The 16022-nt window shown below is 61.5% G+C and carries 19 protein-coding genes; 10 read left to right on the top strand and 9 right to left on the bottom strand.

Annotation, left to right across the window (positions count from 1 at the left end):
- Positions 1-98 precede the first annotated feature (98 nt).
- Positions 99-641 (top strand): arylamine N-acetyltransferase, encoded by a 543-nt coding sequence (locus ACVW0R_RS07035; RefSeq protein WP_011431033.1) that lies wholly within the window; start codon positions 99-101, stop codon positions 639-641.
- A gap of 43 nt (positions 642-684) precedes the next feature.
- On the top strand, positions 685-2325 hold the full coding sequence (locus ACVW0R_RS07040) for a 2-isopropylmalate synthase (protein ID WP_011431034.1): 1641 nt from the start codon (positions 685-687) through the stop codon (positions 2323-2325).
- A gap of 24 nt (positions 2326-2349) precedes the next feature.
- Here the strand turns inward: ACVW0R_RS07040 and ACVW0R_RS07045 are convergent, their stop codons facing one another.
- The 5 genes from ACVW0R_RS07045 to ACVW0R_RS07065 form a co-directional block, all read right to left on the bottom strand.
- Positions 2350-3381, bottom strand: a complete 1032-nt coding sequence (locus ACVW0R_RS07045) for an ABC transporter ATP-binding protein (RefSeq protein ID WP_011431035.1) — start codon at positions 3379-3381, stop codon at positions 2350-2352.
- Positions 3382-3513: 132 nt separating this feature from the next.
- Positions 3514-3717 carry a phycobilisome linker polypeptide gene (locus ACVW0R_RS07050; protein ID WP_011431036.1) on the bottom strand — a complete coding sequence of 68 codons (204 nt, stop codon included), beginning with the start codon at positions 3715-3717 and terminating at the stop codon, positions 3514-3516.
- Between the two features lie 140 nt (positions 3718-3857).
- Positions 3858-4343 (bottom strand): allophycocyanin subunit beta, encoded by a 486-nt coding sequence (gene apcB, locus ACVW0R_RS07055; protein ID WP_011431037.1) that lies wholly within the window; start codon positions 4341-4343, stop codon positions 3858-3860.
- A 60-nt stretch (positions 4344-4403) separates the two neighbouring features.
- A complete protein-coding gene (gene apcA / locus ACVW0R_RS07060; protein ID WP_011431038.1) occupies positions 4404-4889 on the bottom strand; it encodes an allophycocyanin subunit alpha in 486 nt (161 codons plus the stop codon).
- Between the two features lie 321 nt (positions 4890-5210).
- Entirely contained in the window at positions 5211-5912 is a 702-nt protein-coding gene (locus ACVW0R_RS07065) for a hypothetical protein (RefSeq protein WP_099812900.1), read from the bottom strand.
- Between the two features lie 551 nt (positions 5913-6463).
- Here ACVW0R_RS07065 and ACVW0R_RS07070 point away from each other — a divergent pair.
- The 7 genes from ACVW0R_RS07070 to ACVW0R_RS07100 all read left to right on the top strand — a co-directional run bounded on the left by ACVW0R_RS07070 (position 6464) and on the right by ACVW0R_RS07100 (position 12622).
- Complete coding sequence (locus ACVW0R_RS07070) at positions 6464-7726, top strand: HhoA/HhoB/HtrA family serine endopeptidase (protein ID WP_457501857.1); 1263 nt, start codon at positions 6464-6466, stop codon at positions 7724-7726.
- A gap of 151 nt (positions 7727-7877) precedes the next feature.
- Positions 7878-8777: a glycine betaine ABC transporter substrate-binding protein gene (locus ACVW0R_RS07075; protein ID WP_011431041.1), complete on the top strand. Its 900-nt coding sequence runs from the start codon at positions 7878-7880 to the stop codon at positions 8775-8777.
- Positions 8778-8798: 21 nt separating this feature from the next.
- Positions 8799-9767, top strand: coding sequence for an ABC transporter ATP-binding protein (locus tag ACVW0R_RS07080; RefSeq protein ID WP_011431042.1), 969 nt, complete (start codon positions 8799-8801; stop codon positions 9765-9767).
- Positions 9764-10381: an ABC transporter permease gene (locus ACVW0R_RS07085; RefSeq protein ID WP_011431043.1), complete on the top strand. Its 618-nt coding sequence runs from the start codon at positions 9764-9766 to the stop codon at positions 10379-10381. Before ACVW0R_RS07080 ends, ACVW0R_RS07085 begins: the two co-directional genes overlap by 4 nt.
- Before the next feature lie 197 nt (positions 10382-10578).
- Positions 10579-11169 (top strand): sigma-70 family RNA polymerase sigma factor, encoded by a 591-nt coding sequence (locus tag ACVW0R_RS07090; protein WP_011431044.1) that lies wholly within the window; start codon positions 10579-10581, stop codon positions 11167-11169.
- A 35-nt stretch (positions 11170-11204) separates the two neighbouring features.
- Positions 11205-11957, top strand: coding sequence for an anti-sigma factor domain-containing protein (locus tag ACVW0R_RS07095; protein ID WP_168173337.1), 753 nt, complete (start codon positions 11205-11207; stop codon positions 11955-11957).
- A 5-nt stretch (positions 11958-11962) separates the two neighbouring features.
- Entirely contained in the window at positions 11963-12622 is a 660-nt protein-coding gene (locus tag ACVW0R_RS07100) for a VanW family protein (RefSeq protein ID WP_228375280.1), read from the top strand.
- A gap of 93 nt (positions 12623-12715) precedes the next feature.
- Here the strand turns inward: ACVW0R_RS07100 and ubiE are convergent, their stop codons facing one another.
- The 4 genes from ubiE to ACVW0R_RS07120 are packed head-to-tail and all read right to left on the bottom strand — an operon-like array spanning position 12716 to position 15238.
- Positions 12716-13426 carry a bifunctional demethylmenaquinone methyltransferase/2-methoxy-6-polyprenyl-1,4-benzoquinol methylase UbiE gene (gene ubiE, locus ACVW0R_RS07105; protein WP_457501858.1) on the bottom strand — a complete coding sequence of 237 codons (711 nt, stop codon included), beginning with the start codon at positions 13424-13426 and terminating at the stop codon, positions 12716-12718.
- A 51-nt stretch (positions 13427-13477) separates the two neighbouring features.
- Positions 13478-14263 carry a hypothetical protein gene (locus tag ACVW0R_RS07110; protein WP_143597179.1) on the bottom strand — a complete coding sequence of 262 codons (786 nt, stop codon included), beginning with the start codon at positions 14261-14263 and terminating at the stop codon, positions 13478-13480.
- Between the two features lie 57 nt (positions 14264-14320).
- Positions 14321-14599 (bottom strand): hypothetical protein, encoded by a 279-nt coding sequence (locus ACVW0R_RS07115; RefSeq protein ID WP_099812897.1) that lies wholly within the window; start codon positions 14597-14599, stop codon positions 14321-14323.
- 51 nt (positions 14600-14650) lie between these two features.
- Positions 14651-15238, bottom strand: a complete 588-nt coding sequence (locus ACVW0R_RS07120; protein WP_457501859.1) for a CatB-related O-acetyltransferase — start codon at positions 15236-15238, stop codon at positions 14651-14653.
- A 146-nt stretch (positions 15239-15384) separates the two neighbouring features.
- Between ACVW0R_RS07120 and cobU the strand changes: the two genes are divergently transcribed.
- Positions 15385-15948: a bifunctional adenosylcobinamide kinase/adenosylcobinamide-phosphate guanylyltransferase gene (gene cobU / locus ACVW0R_RS07125; RefSeq protein WP_457501860.1), complete on the top strand. Its 564-nt coding sequence runs from the start codon at positions 15385-15387 to the stop codon at positions 15946-15948.
- Positions 15949-16022 lie beyond the last annotated feature (74 nt).

The raw sequence follows: 16022 nt of genomic DNA on the forward strand, positions 1-16022 counted from the left end.
GTGAGACTCAGGGGCATTGAACCCCTTCGTCTCACCGCCTATCCTCCAGCCCGCCAAGCTGCGCTGTGGCGGGAGTACCCCGGAGGTTCTGATGGCTGGTGGATGTGGGCTATGGAGATGCCTTTCGGGAGCCGTTGCGGCTGGGGGATCCCGGCATCCAAGCCCAGGCGGAAGGGCGCTACCGCCTCATCCCCTGGCCCGCAGCTCCCGCACGCTACTGGCGGGTTCAACAGGAACGACCGGATCGCACCTGGAAAACCCTCTTCCTGCTGGATCGGATCCCGCGTCAACTGCAGGAGTTCGAGCCCATGTGCCGCTTCCACCAAACGTCGCCGGCATCCAGGTTGACCCGCCTGCGCCTGTGCAGCCTGGCCACCCCCAGCGGACGGATCACCCTCACCGCCTCCGCCAATGGCTCCGTTTTTAAATGGATCGAAACTACCCCAGAAGGCCGCCGGGAACGCCTGCTCAAGGACGAGAAAGAATACGAACACCTGCTCGCTTGCGCCTTCGGGATCCGCCTTCCCACAACCTCTTCTGCCCCTGAGAGAAAGATGGCAAGACCTACAGCCGCTCCGACAGAAGCCCGCCAGCTCTCTTCCAAACCCGATCCAAAACCCTATCCAGCAGTGCCAGAATAAGATGTCAAAATAAAGAACACTGTCTCGTTGTCCGACAAAGATTATGGATGCTGCGGCGGTTTCCACATTTGATGGCCAAGCCCTGGATCACGTGCTCATTTTCGACACCACCCTGCGCGACGGGGAGCAGTGCCCCGGCGCCACCCTCAACACCGAAGAAAAGCTGGCCATCGCCCGGCAACTGGCCCGGCTGGGGGTCGATATCATTGAAGCTGGGTTTGCCTATGCCAGCCCCGGGGACTTCGAGGCGGTGCAGAAGGTGGCCGAACAGGTGGGCACCCCCGATGGCCCTGTGATTTGCAGCCTGGCCCGCGCCCTCAAGGCCGACATCGAAGCGGCAGCCGAAGCCCTCAAGCCCGCCGCCAAGCCCCGCATCCACACCTTTATCTCCACCTCCGACATTCACCTCAAGTACCAGTTGCGCAAGACCCGCGCCGAAGTGCTGCAAATTGCCGAGGAGATGGTGGCCTACGCCAAGTCCTTCGTGGACGATGTGGAGTTCTCCATGATGGACGCCACCCGTTCCGATCCGGAGTTTCTCTACCAGGTGATCGAGGCAGCCATTCGGGCGGGAGCCAAAACCATCAACATCCCCGACACCGTCGGCTACAGCATGCCGGAAGAATTCGGCCAACTGATCAAGGGCATCCGCGAGAATGTGCCCAACATCAAGCAGGCCATCATCTCCGTCCACGGCCACGACGACCTGGGGGTCTCGGTGGCCAACTTTCTGGAGGCCATCAAGCAGGGGGCGCGGCAAGTGGAAGTGACCATCAACGGCATCGGCGAGCGGGCCGGCAACGCGGCGCTGGAAGAGTTGGTGATGGCCCTGCATGTGCGCCGCAGCTACTTCAACCCCTACTTTGGCCTGCCGGTCGACTCGGAAAAACCCCTCACCCACATCAAAACCCAGGAGATCTACCGCACCTCCCGCCTAGTCTCCAACCTCACCGGCATGTTGGTTCAGCCCAACAAGGCCATTGTTGGTGCCAACGCCTTTGCCCACGAATCGGGCATCCACCAGGACGGCATGCTCAAGAACCGCCAGACCTACGAGATTATGGACGCTCAGACCATCGGCCTGCAATCGAGCACGCTGGTGCTGGGCAAACACTCGGGCCGCAACGCCTTCCGTACCCGCCTCCGGGAGTTGGGCTTCGAGCTCTCAGAGCAGGATCTGAACAAAGCCTTCCTGCGCTTCAAAGAGCTGGCAGACAAGAAGAAGGAGATCACCGACCTGGATCTGGAGGCAATCGTCAACGATGAGACCCGCCCCGTGCCCGATCTCTACCGTCTGGAGCACGTGCAAGTGGTGTGCGGCAACCACGAGACCCCCACGGCCACGGTGCGCCTGATCACCCCTGAGGGCGAAGAGCGGGTGGACGCCGCCGTGGGCACAGGCCCGGTGGACGCGGTGTACAAAGCCATCAACCGCATCGTCAACATCCCCAACAAGTTGATCGAGTTTTCCGTCCAGTCGGTTACCGCCGGCATCGACGCCATGGGGGAAGTCACCATCCGCCTGCGCCACGAGGATCGCGTCTTCTCTGGCCACGCCGCGAATACGGACATCATCGTCGCCTCGGCCCAAGCCTACATGAACGCCCTCAATAAGCTTTACGCCGCTCTGCACGCAGCCCGCTCGACGGCTGAGCAACGGCAGGCCGCCACCCAGAAGATCTGATGGGCTACCGACAGGAGCGCCCCTCTAGGACCCGGCCGCAGGGATCCCTTCCGCAAACACCCGCCTGATTACTTCCTCAATCGGCGGGTCTGTTACCGTCAAGTCCAGCACCTCCAGATCTGCCAGGAGCTGGGCAACCGTTTGGGTGAGGTGTTCCCGCCGCACCCACAGCCGCACCTCACAGCCGCTGCCGGGATCCCCCTCGCTGCGCAGCTCTCCATAGACTTGCAATTGGGCGAGGGGGCAGGGGCGGGCCAATTCCAGCTTCACCTCGCGATAGGGGGCAAAGCGCTGCCGCAGCTCCTCGAGGCCGCCATCGTAAATGAGTTGCCCGGCGCTGATCACCAGCACCCGTTCACAGAGCGCCGTAATGTCGGCCATGTAGTGGCTGGTCAACAAGACTGTCGCCCCGTAGCGGCGGTTGTAATCCCGCAGAAATTGCCGCACGGCGGCCTGAGCGTTGACATCCAACCCCAAGGTCGGCTCATCCAAGAACAAGATCTGCGGCCGGTGGATCAGGGCCGCCAGCAGTTCCGCCTTCATCCGCTCCCCCAGAGAAAGCTTGCGCACCGGCTGCTTCAGCTTGCCCTGCAGGTCGAGGAGCTCCGCCAACTCCCCCACCCGCTCCCGAAACTCCTTTTCCGGGATCTCATAAACGGCGGCGTTAATCCGCAGGGAGTCCATTGCTGGCAGATCCCAGATAAGCTGTTGCTTCTGCCCCATCACCAGGGTAATCTGCTGCAGAAAAGCCCGCTCCCGCCGGTAGGGCACATGGCCGACCACCTGCAGCGTGCCCCCGGAAGGATAGATGAGACCCGCCAGCATTTTGAGGGTAGTGGTCTTGCCTGCCCCGTTCGGCCCCAAAAAACCCACCACCTCCCCCGGCTGAATCTGGAAGCTCATCGATTGCACCGCTGGGATGTAGTGATAGGTACGGCGAAAAAAGTGGCGCAATGTACCGATCACTCCCGCTTCCTTAATGGCTACCGGGTAAACCTTGCTCAGGTCGCGGGCAACGATGATCGGCTCAGGTCGGATTGGCACGTCAGACAACATAGCTCCTCACCCCCCCTAAAAAATCAGATCCGCTAGCCCAACTTCAAGGGCAAGCCTCCTGAGGCTGGGCATGTCGGATCTGGCTGGGGGTATTCTCAGGATCGGAGGAGAAACAGCGAACAGGCAGGGGAACTACAGCAGTCCTACGTCTATCCCAGGCTTGCCGGCGACCAGCTCCACCTTCAGGATGCGGCCACCCGACTTTTGGATACGCTGCTGCTCCCGAAACCAGTTGTCGTAGGGCACCAGCTTCGTGAAGTAGGTATTTTGCAGCTCCCGCTGGGTGCGAATGCGGGTTTGGCTGGGCACACAGGCCGTGATCTTAAACATGCGCATGATAAAGGATCCCTGCTGACAGCAAAATGAACTGGCTTGACCAACAAAACAGGCGACTCACCTCAGAAAGCTCGCGTACCCCAGTTAGCACACCAGATCCCTGCGGCAAATCGCCTGTCATGCTCGCTAGACAATGAACCTTAGCTCAGGCCGGAGCAGATGTAGTCGAAGTACACACCCATTTCCTTGCCAGCTTCAGGCCCCACCAGGGCGGCGGTCACTTCTTTCATGGCTTGGATGGCCTGAATGGTGGCTCCAATCGGCACCCCCAGCGAATTGTAGGTCTCCTTGAGCCCGTTCAACACCCGCTCGTCGAGGATGGAGGGATCCCCGGCCAGCATGGCGTAGGTGGCGTAGCGCAGGTAGTAGTCCATGTCGCGGATGCAAGCAGCATAGCGACGGGTGGTGTACATGTTGCCACCGGGACGGGTGAGATCGGAGTAGAGCAACGCCTTGGCCGCCGCATCTTTGACAATGGTGGAGGCGTTGGCCGCGATGGTAGCAGCTGCCCGCACCCGCAGCTCGCCCGTGGCGAAGAAAGCCTTTAACTTCTCCATGGCCGAGCTGTCGAGATACTTGCCCTGGACGTCGTAGCTATTGATCACAGCGGTAATTGCGTCTTGCATGATGAGCTTCCTAAATCTCTAATGAACGTTAAACAGTTGCGCGGTCAGAACAATGAGGGATTAACTCATTGCCCCCACCACAAAGTCAAAGTAGTAGCCGGCCTCAGCCGCGTCCTCAGGAGACAACAGACCCATGGCCACCTGCTTCATTTGGCGGATGCTCTCGGCCACCGCCGGAATAGGCGTGCCCAAAGAGTTGTACATCTCCCGCACCCCCACCAAGCCGATCTCCTCGATCGGGGTGACATCGCCAGCAACGATCCCATAGGTGATGAGGCGCAGGTAGTAGTCCATATCCCGCAGGCAAGTTGCCGTCATCTCCTCTCCGTAAGCATTGCCACCTGGGGAGACGATGTCAGGACGCTTCTGGAAGAGTTGATCGGCAGCTTGCTTGACGATGCGCTCACGAGACTCGGTCAAGACTTGAGCGATGCGCAGCCGCTTCTCGCCGGAGGTAACAAAGGACTTGATCCGATCCAGCTCCCCCGGGCTGAGGTAGCGGGCCTCTGCATCCGCATTCACAATCGATTTCGTGACAACACTCATGGACATCCATCCTCAAGTCAATTTTTTAAAGAGTATGGCGAGCATACCCGCAAGCTATTTTCCGACATGCTTGCCGTCTGCCATCTCAGATCTTCACACTTCTTAAAATGTCTCCCAGGAAAGGAGCACTCCCTTCCTGCCAAGGGGGAGGTTGGTTAAGCGTAAAACAGCCCCCGATGGTCTGGCCGGAGTAGCCCCAGGCAGCCGCAGATTGACCAACCCCTGCTCAGCTTTTCGGAGTGGTCAACAGCTTGAGGATGGGCAGTGTGGCAAGGGATGGCGGTCGGCGCTGGGGAGTTAAGTTTTGCTTTTCAGGTGTCGCTAGGGCAGATAGGGCTGAAAGTCCTGAGTGACCGTCAGGGTCAAGTTGGCGTTGGGATCGATCACCGCCACCTCTGGCGCCGTCACATTGCCGATTACAGCCCCCGCTGCCGCTCCGCCCAGCACCTTCTCCGTCGAGATCACCCGGTCGCCAAACAGGCCGCCCAAGATCGCCCCTGCCGCCGCCCCGATCAGGGCATCCTGCACAACTGCCTCTGCAGAAGTGTGGCGGGGATCCTTGCGCAGCGGGATCACCTGGCTTTGGGCGTAGAGAGGATAGGATTGGCCGTTGAAAATCAAAGCTCGCGAGACAAACTGGGTGCCGCCGCTTACCGGTTGGAATTGGCCTTCTAGGATGGCTCCCGCCGGGACGACCATGTTGCCGTAGATGTCCCGCAGAGGGGTATCCAGGCTGAGGCTGACGGCGCGGGTTTCCCCAGGGGCAATCAAGAGGGCATCTGGGGAGCGATGAACTGCCTGGATCAGATCCCCGGAGCGCAGCAGCAGGGTGGTTTGCAGTTGAAAGGGCTGGCTTGGCTGCAGGGATCCAGGGGGGAGGGGACGAGGATTCACAGGGCGCCATCCCTCGCCGGGGGGCGGTGGTGGCAAGGGCCCCATTTGCGCCAAAACCGGGCTGGCCGCCGGTAGCCAGAGAAACCCACCGAGCAGAGGAGCCAACAGACGACGGGCTGGGTTGGTCATGGTCTTACCCCCGATCTACCACTTCTACGTTAGCTGTAAGCTGGCCAAAGCTGGGAACAAAAGCCTCGTCTGGCCTTTATCCCCATCAAAGCCAGTTGGATGTAGGACGGGCTACTCTAGGCGAGCAGATTCCGCTACTCTTCAACCCAGGTAGAAGTACGGAAAAGCGCCATCGCCGCCCGTCTTGGGCTCCCTAGTGTCCATGCTAGATTAGCTCGTGGGGGTTCGGGGGGTAGATACCCCCGCGCCAGTCGCAGGCTGGTAATGATAAACCGGTAATGATAAAACAGAGCTGGTTGTATAAAACGGCGTTGCCGGAATCTAATACAACTACGCGGTAGGGCATTCCGTGTCTGCATGCCTAAGGCACGGCACAGCCGAACGCAGAGGGTTCTTGCAATGGCTCCCCGACGAAGCGAGAAGTTCGTCCTCTAGCCAAGTTGTGTTTACTCAACAAGGTTGAGTGGCGGGAGTCTGTCATGCCCTAGGTTTCGCCCCTCGTGTGAGGGCCAAGGTATTCTTCCGATTCCAACCCCTATTCTTCTGTAGCTATGCAGCGCAGCACATCCATGCCGGGCCAGCCTTCTCCCCGTTCAGAAGCTTCTGCTCAACCTGCCCGTTCGCCTCAGCAGGAGGGAGTTCGTTCTCTTTTTAAGCCTTTTGCCGTTCTCAAGTCTCTTCTCTCGCCGGTGCTGCTGGTGCTCTTGGGCATTGGGCTGGGAGCGGCTCTGGTGGGAGGCAAGGGGGTATCTGCCCAAACGACGGCAACCCCGCCCCAACTGAACCTGAATTTTATTGCCGAGGTGGCGCAAAGGGTGGGGCCGGCGGTGGTGCGCATCGATTCCGAGCGGACGGTGAGCGTCCCGGGCGCCTTCCCAGAGGAGTTTTTCAGCGATCCCTTTTTCCGGGACTTCTTTGGCCAGGTGATCCCCCCCATTCCGCGGCAGCGACGACAGCAGGGCACCGGCTCCGGCTTCATCATCAGCCCGGATGGCCAGATCATCACCAATGCCCACGTGGTCGAGGGATCCGACAAGGTGACGGTGACGCTCAAGGATACCCGCAGCTTTGACGGCAAGGTAATCGGCACCGATCCGGTGACGGATATCGCCGTGGTGAAGATCGAGGCCCAGAACCTGCCGACGGTGAAGCTGGGTCGCTCCGAGCTCCTCGAGCCGGGCCAGTGGGCCATCGCCATCGGCAACCCGCTGGGGCTGGACAACACCGTAACCGCCGGGATCATCAGCGCTTTGGGCCGCTCCAGCGGCGAGATCCGCGTGCCCGACAAGCGGGTGTCCTTTATCCAGACGGATGCGGCCATCAACCCCGGCAACTCCGGCGGCCCCCTGCTCAACGCCCAAGGGGAGGTGATCGGGGTCAACACGGCCATCATCCAAGGGGCGCAGGGGCTGGGCTTTGCCATTCCCATCGAGACGGCCCAGCGGGTGGCCAACCAGTTGATCGCCCGCGGCAAGGTGGATCACCCCTACCTGGGCATTCGTATGCTCACCCTCACCCCCGACCTGAAGGAGCGCCTCAACCAGGATCCCAACAGCCGCATCTTCGTGACGGTGGATCAGGGGGTGCTCATCGGCGAGGTGATCCAGGGATCCCCGGCAGAGCGGGCGGGCCTGCGCGCCGGAGACATCATTCTCGCCATCAATGGTCGCGCCGTCACCACCGCCGACCAAGTACAACAAGAGGTAGAGCGCACCGAGGTGGGCAGCACCCTGGAGCTGGAGATCGAGCGAGCTGGGCGGCGGCAGAAGATCCGGGCCGTTACCGGCTCCTTCCCGGCCTCCGGCAGAAGCTAAGGGGATATTGCTGGGGGTGAGGGTTGGCAGTTCCAGCTCAGGGAAATTAATGGTTTAATGGTGGCCTAACAGTCGAAACTTCCTGGCCCAGGCCGGAACGCTCTCGGCGGGGCCGCTTGTCTTGAGTTGGGGATCCCTTCTCACCTTGCCTATGCTGAAAACCACCCGTCGCCTGGCTCTGCTGGCCCTGTCGGGGCTGGCAGCCCTTGTTCTCGCCCCTCAAGCGGGCTTTGGCAAGCCGATTGTCGTTGGCTCTAAGGACTTCACCGAGCAGTTTATCTTGGGGGAAATGTACGCCTTGGCCCTGGAGGCGGCGGGGTTGGCGGTGGAGCGCAAGCTCAACTTGGGGGGAACGCCGGTGGCCCATGCCGGCCTGTTGAGCGGCGAGATCGATCTCTACCCGGAGTACACCGGCACCGGTCTGCTGACGGTGCTCAAGCTGCCCACCAGCAGCGACCCGGCCCAGGTATACGCGACGGTGGCCCGCGAGTACGAGCGTCAGTTCCAACTGATTTGGCTGGATCCGGCCCCCATGAACAACACCCAGGCCCTGGCCATGACCCGCGCCAGAGCGGCAGAGTTGGGCATCGCTACCATCTCAGACATGGTGGCCAGAGCGAGCGAGCTGGTGATGATCGGGCCGCCGGAGTTCCAGGCCCGCGAAGATGGCCTGCCGGGGCTGCAAGCAGTCTACGGCAACTTTCGCCTCAAGGCCTACAAGGCGGTGGATCCCGGCCTGCGCTACCAGGGCTTGGTCAATGGGGAGGCGGATGTGGCGGTGGCCTTTGGCACCGATGGGGAAATTGCCGCCTTTGACCTGGTGGTGCTCAAGGACGACAAGCAGCTTTTCCCCCCTTACCAGGTGGCGCCGGTAGTGCGCAAAGATACCCTGGAAGCCAACCCCGGCATCGCCACCGCTTTGAACGCCCTTTCCCCCCTGTTGACGGACGAGGTGATGCAGCGGCTGAACTACGAGGTAAGCGGCAAGCGCAGGGAGCCGGCAGAGGTGGCGAGAGCCTTCTTGGTGGAGGCCGGCATCTTGAAAGAGTAGCCCGTTGCACGAGGCCCTGGCGTGAGCACTCTTGAGTTCGAGCGGGTATCGCTGCGCTTTCCCCACAATTCCCGTCCGGCCGTGGAGGAGTGCAGTTTTTCCGTGGCCTCGGGCCAGTTGGTGGTCATCCTCGGCCCTTCCGGCTGCGGCAAAACCACCCTTCTAAAAATGGTGAACCGGCTGCTGGAGCCCACCCAAGGACAGATTCGCCTGGATGGGCAGGATATCCGCCGCTTTCCGGTGACGGCGCTGCGCCAGCGCATCGGGTATGTCATCCAGCAGGTGGGGCTGTTTCCCCACATGACGGTGGCCCAGAATGTGGCGGTGGTGCCGCGACTTTTGGGCTGGCCAAGGGAGCGCATCCGCGAGCGGGTGGACGAGCTGCTCAGCTTGGTCAACCTGCCCCCCCAAGAATACCGACGTCGCTACCCGGCTCAACTCTCGGGCGGCCAACAGCAGCGGGTGGGGCTGGCGCGGGCGCTGGCCGGGGATCCGGATCTGCTGCTGATGGACGAGCCCTTTGGTGCCCTCGACGCCATCACTCGTGGCAAGCTGCAAGACGAGATCCTACACCTGCAACGGCAACTAAAAAAGACTATCCTCTTCGTCTCCCACGACGTGGAAGAGGCGCTGCGCCTGGCAGATCGCATCCTGGTGATGCAGCAGGGGCGGGTGGTACAGTTCGACACTCCCTTGCGGCTGCTCACCCAGCCGGCCACCCCCTTTGTCCGAGAGCTGCTGGGGGCAGACGACATGGTGCGTCAGTTGAGCGTGCTGCGGGTGGAAACGGCGATGGAGCGGATCCCGCACAACCACCAGATCCAGGAGGGGGCGGTGGTGAAACCCCAGGAAACCCTGCGGCGGGCCTTGTCGCTGCTGTTGCGCACGGGGGCAGCAGCTCTCACAGTGTGGGAAGACGGGCGGGCCATTGGCATCGTTACCCTGGATCACATCCGCCATCTGGCCATGCTGGAGGGGGGATCCGCATGAGCTATCTTCTCAGCAACCCCGGCCTGGTGTGGCAGCTTACCCAAGAGCACCTGGCGATGGTGGCAACAGCCTTGGGGATTGCCCTGGTGCTGGCGCTGCCGTTGGCTTTGCTGGTGCACCAGGTGCGCTGGCTGGCCCTGCCGGTGATGGGGATCCTCAGCATCCTGTACACAGTGCCCAGCCTGGCCCTAATCATCTTGTTGGTTCCCTACTTTGGCCTCAATGCCCGCTCGGTGGTGGTGGCGATGGTGCTCTACACGCAGGTGATCTTGGTGCGCCATTTTTACGTGGGCCTGCGCTCGGTGGAGCCTGCCATTCTGGAGGCGGCCAAGGGCTTGGGGATGAACTTCTGGCAGCGGTGGTGGCAGGTGCAGGTGCCCCTCATGCTGCCGGTTGCCCTGGCCGGCTTGCGGCTGGCGGCAATTGTGGCCATTGCCATCGCCACGGTGGGGGCTAAGTTTGGGGCGGGAGGGCTGGGCACCCTGCTTTTTGAGGGCATTGCCCAGGCCGGTCGCTACGACAAGATCTGGGCCGGATCTTTGGCCGTGGGATCCTTGGCCTTGCTGGTGAACACGGCCCTGTGGGGGCTGGAGTGGGCGGCCCGCCGCGGCTAAAGAGAGCCAGAGCCTTTTTCAAGTCGCTGGAGACAGCCCCCCTCGCAAGACGGAACAACGGTCTGCCCCTGCCATTTTACGAAGAGCTATAGCATGGACGAGAAGCCAAGTACTTCTCCAGGCGAGACGATTCCAGCCTCCTGCTATTCGGTGCCGCTTGGAAAGACCGTAGCTTTATAGAGTGGGCCTGACGCAACATGGGTGAGCAACCTCCGCTAAGGGATTGGCCTTCTCGCAGCGATGGGGAACTGATGGAGGCTATCCGAGAGAGGCAAGGGGCAGCGCTGGGGGTGCTTTACGACCGCTATGCCGGCTTGGTCTATGGGCTGGCCCTCCAGATCCTGGGCCATGTGGCCGAGGCGGAAGATCTGACTCAGGCGGTGTTTGTCGAACTGTGGCGCAAAGCCAGCTATGATCCGCAGCGGGGATCGGTGAGCAGTTTTCTCTGTCTGTTGACCCGTTCGCGTGCCATCGACCGTCTGCGTTCCCAAGACAGCTCTCAACGTCTTTTGAAGCACTGGCAATCTCTGCTCGCCGCCGAGAACAGGGCGCCGGCCCCCTTTGAGCAGCTCTCCCTCGAGGAGCGACGGCAAGCCGTACAAGAGGCCCTCGGCCAACTGCCGGAAAGCCAACGGCAGGTTCTAGAGTTGATCTACTACCAGGGGCTGAGCCAGGCGGACGTTGCCCGACACCTGGGGATCCCGCCGGCAACCGTTAAAGCCCGCGCTCGCCAAGCCCTCTGCAAGTTGCGGGGATCCCTGCGCGCGCTCCTTGAGGTTTGGAGTTAGGTTCTGTTGTCGGCCTGGCCATGTTTGCATCCCATTTGCCCCTTGCATCGGAAGAACAGGAAGAACTGGCCGGCTATCTGCTGGGGGATTTATCTCCTGAGCAGGCAAGCGCCCTAGAGGCACGCCTAACCCAAGACCCACGGTTGCTGGCGGAATTGCAGGCTTTGCAAGAAACCCTGCACCTGTTGCCCTACGGCTTGCCGGGGGTGATCCCGCCGGCCAGCTTGCGGGGCAAGGTGATGGCAGAGGCGGGCATTGAGCAGGTGCCGACACCTCTTCAGCCGGCCCTGTCCTCTCTGGGGTTCGGTCGCCTCACCGCTGAGTGGCGCTGGCTGGGGGGGTTGGCGGCAGTGGTTTTGGCCCTGCTGGTTTTCGACAACTGGCGACTGCGGCAGGCGCTCCAACTGGCCCGCCTAGAATCGGTGCAGGCGCTGGCCCATTTGCTGCAACAGCCGGGATCCCGCCTGGTCAATTTGCAGGGAGAGGCGGCAGCGGCTAACCTCCTCTATCGCCCAGGAGAGTGGCAGGAGGTGGTCTTGGCGGCGAGGGATCTGCCCCAACCGGCCCCTGGGGAGCGTTACCATCTCTGGCTCAAGCTGGAGGACGGCGAGACCCTCCACTGCGGCAACTTTCAAGTGGATGCCCAGGGATCCGCGCTTGTCGCCTTACGTCCGCCGCGCCCGCTGCCAGAGGACGCTCGCCCCCAAGAGGTGCTGGTTACGGCCCAAGCCGCTGCCGTCCCTCGCAAACCCCAGGGCAAGGTTCTTCTCAAAGCCAGGGTGTTCTAGGAGAAGTGAGGGGAAAGCTAGCGCTGCGGGGATTGGCCTTATCGGTGGGGTTGGCCCTGGCCCTGCTGGCTTTGTGGTGGATGGATCCCACCCCAACCACCCTGAGCCAATACACCACTTCCTTACAGGAGCGCACTCTCCCACAGCTCCACAACATCCGCCAAGCAGTCCAAAGCCTGGATGGGGTTTACATTCAGCCGGGGGCGGTTTTTTCTTTCAACCAGGTGGTGGGGCCGCGCACCCTGGAGCGGGGCTATCTGCCTGCGCCGGTATTCATGGTGGCCGAAACCCTGGATTCGGTTGGCGGCGGGATCTGTCAAGTCTCCTCCAGCCTTTACAATGCGGCTCTGCTGGCGGGGCTGGAAGTGGTGGAAAGGCACCCCCATTACCGGCAGGTGGAGTCGGTGCCGCCAGGGCTAGATGCCACGGTTTGGTACGGCTTGGCCGATCTCAGGTTGCGCAATCCTTTCCCTTGGCCAGTACGCCTGCGCTTTCAGATCCGCGGCCAAACTCTAATCGTGTCGGTGCTGGGACGGGGATCCCACCCTGCTCCAGCCATTCCACCCATCCGCGTAGAGCAGCGGCGACTGGATCCCCAGCATTTGCAGGTAAGCGTCTATCGCGGTAACGAGCGCCTCTCCCAAGATCGCTACGTTGCTCCCTAGCTGCCAAAACCGTCTTGGCGAAGTCCGCTGCACCTTCTGGGGAACCGCATCCTAAGCTGCCTCTTTAAGGAGCAAGGGGACAAGCCGTTTGGATCATCTTCCAATCACCAGCACCCCCATCATGCCACCGGCTAGGGGATAAAACTTGGCAACAGAAAACCCTACCTGCAAGGCCATTTGCTGCTGCTCTTGGCCAGATGGGAAACCATCCAAACTGGGATCGATGTAGGCATATTCAGATGCCAATCCCAGAGCTTGCGCCCGGGCGACGACCTGGGTGTTCAGGTACCAGCGCTGGAAGTCCGCAAGGAAAGGGATCTCTGTGGGGCGATGAAAGTCCAAGAGAGCGGCGCGACAGCCGGGCTTGAGCACCCGGTAAATCTCCCGCAACGCTTGAGGGATATCGGTTACGTTGCGCAGACCGTAGCCCATTGTAACGGCATCAAAGCTGGCGTTGGGAAAAGGCAAGGCCAAAGCATCTCCCAATACCCACTCTAGGGAGTAGCCGGGGAAAAGACGGGAGCGCCGCCGAGCAATCTCCAGCATGGCCGGGGAGAAATCCAGGCCGACCACCTGTCCGCTTCGTCCCACCCGCCGGGCCAGTTGCAGCGCCAGGTCGCCGGTGCCGCAGCAGAGATCCAACACCTGCCCGCCAGGGCCGGCGCCCGACCAGCGCACAGCCATGCGCTTCCAAACCTGATGCAGGCCCAGGCTCAGGGTTTGGTTGAGGGCATCGTAGTGGGGGGCGATGCGGTCGAATAGCTCCCGAATCTGCTCAGGGCGCTCAAAGGTTGGGCTGGGCACCGCTTCTCAACTCCGCTTTGCATCAGTCGTGGCCGCAGTCACCAGACGGGACTACTGCGGCACCGGGATCCCGCTCACCCCGACTCGGTGGCGGCGGCTGGGATAATCGGCCAGGCTCAAGGACAAAGACCGGGATCCGGCCAAGCTGGAGGCGGGGATGCGAACAGTTCCCTGGAAGACTTGGCTGTTGGGAGGCAGCTCCCCAGGCAGGCCTTGGGTGAGGGCGTTGATCGACCGTCCGGTGTCGTCGGTAACGTTCAGGAAGCTGTAGAGAAAACGCACCGTCTCCGCCGAATTGTTCTGCATCGCCACGTTCAAAACCACCTGCCCTCCCTCGCGGCGAACCGAGAGCACCTGCATGGCAACCTGCCCGCCGGCAGCCACTTGCCGAGGTGGGGGAGGTGGTGTAAACACCGGTGGCGGCGAGGGGCGCGGCGGTTGGGGAGAGGGAGAAGCAGGCCGCGGGGTGGGGGATGGGGCTGCCGCCAACTCAGGAGACAAGCGGGGGGTGGGCGTCGGGGTAGGTCTAGCCACGGGAACGGATGTAGGAGTGGAGAGAGGGGCGGGGGTGGGGGGTGGGCGCAGGCTCGCTTCCGCTGCTGCAATCACCGCGGCCTCGTTCAAGAGGGGCACGGTGCGGGGATCGCGAACGCCACGGGAGGAGGAAGCATTGCCGGCTGTGGTGACGGGAGAGGAGACCCCCGACAGGGCGCGCTGGCCGAAGAGGTAGCCCAAACAGGCGCTCAACACGGCTGTGAAGAAAAACGCACCCAGCCAAAACAGCGCTCCCAAGAATGGGGAGGTGAACTCTTGCGCTGGCCTGACCGATCTTCGCAAAGGATGCTCACTCCTGCTACCGGCTTGCTCTACCTATGATACGAAAGCGACGAGGAGCTAGGGATTCTCCGCTGGCCCAGAATCTTTGCGCTCTTGCTGCTGGGCGCAGAGAGCAGCGCTATCTAGGTTGGGCAGCCGTTCCCCCAACCACCAGCCTGGATCCTCCCAGCTCAGGGATCGCAGCCACTTGGCGGCGCGATCCGCCAAGACCAGCCCCAACAAAACAGGAGCGGTGGTGATCCCCAGCGCTAGGCTTAGCCAAAGGGGCGGAGAGGACTGGGAGGTGGTTGGAGAAGCCTTTTGGTTGGGGAAAGAGGCCGACTTGGGATCCGTCATGTCTGCTTTTTGAAGGTGAATTCTCTATCTCAACCTAGCCTTAATTGAGCCTTATCGTGGTTCCAAACTCATGGCTTCAAGAGGCCAATCCCACCAAGCAAGCTGGTTGAGCTGCTCGATGACGTCGGGTGAAAAGCGGTAGCGAACGACTTTGGCTGGCACCCCTGCAACAACTGCATATGGCGGGACGTCTCTCGTCACCACGGCAGCCATTCCAACAACCGCCCCGTTTCCAATCGTCACCCCTGAGCGAATCATAGCGCCATAGCCGATCCAAACGTCATGCCCAACCTGAATATCTCCCCGGGTCAGAGGGTGACCTTCCAAAGCCCGCAGTTCGCTCCAGAACTCAGGTAGATGAGTAAAAGGATAAGTAGTTGCCCATTCAGTGTGGTGCTCATAGCCTGCAAAAAAATGAACCCCTTTTGCAATTGAGCAGCAGCGGCCAATCTTTACCCGCGAAGGCTCTCCCATCCAATGAATGAAGAGCTCCACTGCATAGGTCAGGGGGCCGACAGTAAGCAAGGGAAATGGTTCCAAGCCTTGGTAGTAGGCAAAGTACGTTTTGTCCTCCAGTTGAGGACTATGTTCAATGCAGATGGCCATAAAACCTCCGGCTGCTGGATTGGGGTCTGCCAAGATCAATTTCCAAAACGTGAGCCTAAGTAGAATATGCCCAAGCTCCAGGCAGGGGGGTTCCAGGGTTTGCACGGCAACTGAAGCAGAAGCGTAGGGGGTCTACCGACTGCCAAGCTACTCTAGCAATAGACTTTCCTCTTCAGGCAATGCCAATTGTGCTTATCTGTGGCCCTGCCCGCTGCGGCAAGAGTCGGCTGGCGGAGAGCCTGGCGGCTGCTTCCGGCCTGCCGGTCGTCTATCTGGCCACCGGCCCCAAGCCCGATCCCCAAGCCGACCCAGAGTGGGCGGAGCGGGTTCAGCAGCACCGGCAACGGCGTCCTCCCACTTGGCAAACCTGGGAAACCGGGCCCGACCTGGGGGCCGACCTGCAAAAGCTGTCTCAGCCCTGTTGTGCCCTGGTGGACTCTCTAGGCGGCTGGGTGGCGCAGGGTCTGGAGTGTTCCCCGGAGGAGTGGGATCCCTTGGTGGACGCTTTCTTGTCGGCCTTGCAGAGCTGGGCAGGAAAGGCGATCTTGGTCTCAGAAGAGGTAGGCTGGGGAGTGGTGCCCGCCTATCCGCTGGGGCGTCGGTTTCGCGATCGGATGGGAGAGCTCACTCAGAAGCTGGCCCCGCTGGCAGACCAGGTGTTCCTGGTGGCGGCAGGCTTTGTCCTCGACCTAACTCGGCTGGGGATCCCGCTGGCAGGAGGGAATGGCCCAGAGCTGAGATAAGCTGCAAGGGGTTGACGGATGGGGTATCTTGCTTGCGGAAGCCCTCGCCTGGATCAAGACTGGGTTAAAGCGAT

This window comes from Thermostichus sp. MS-CIW-15, from assembly GCF_054060575.1.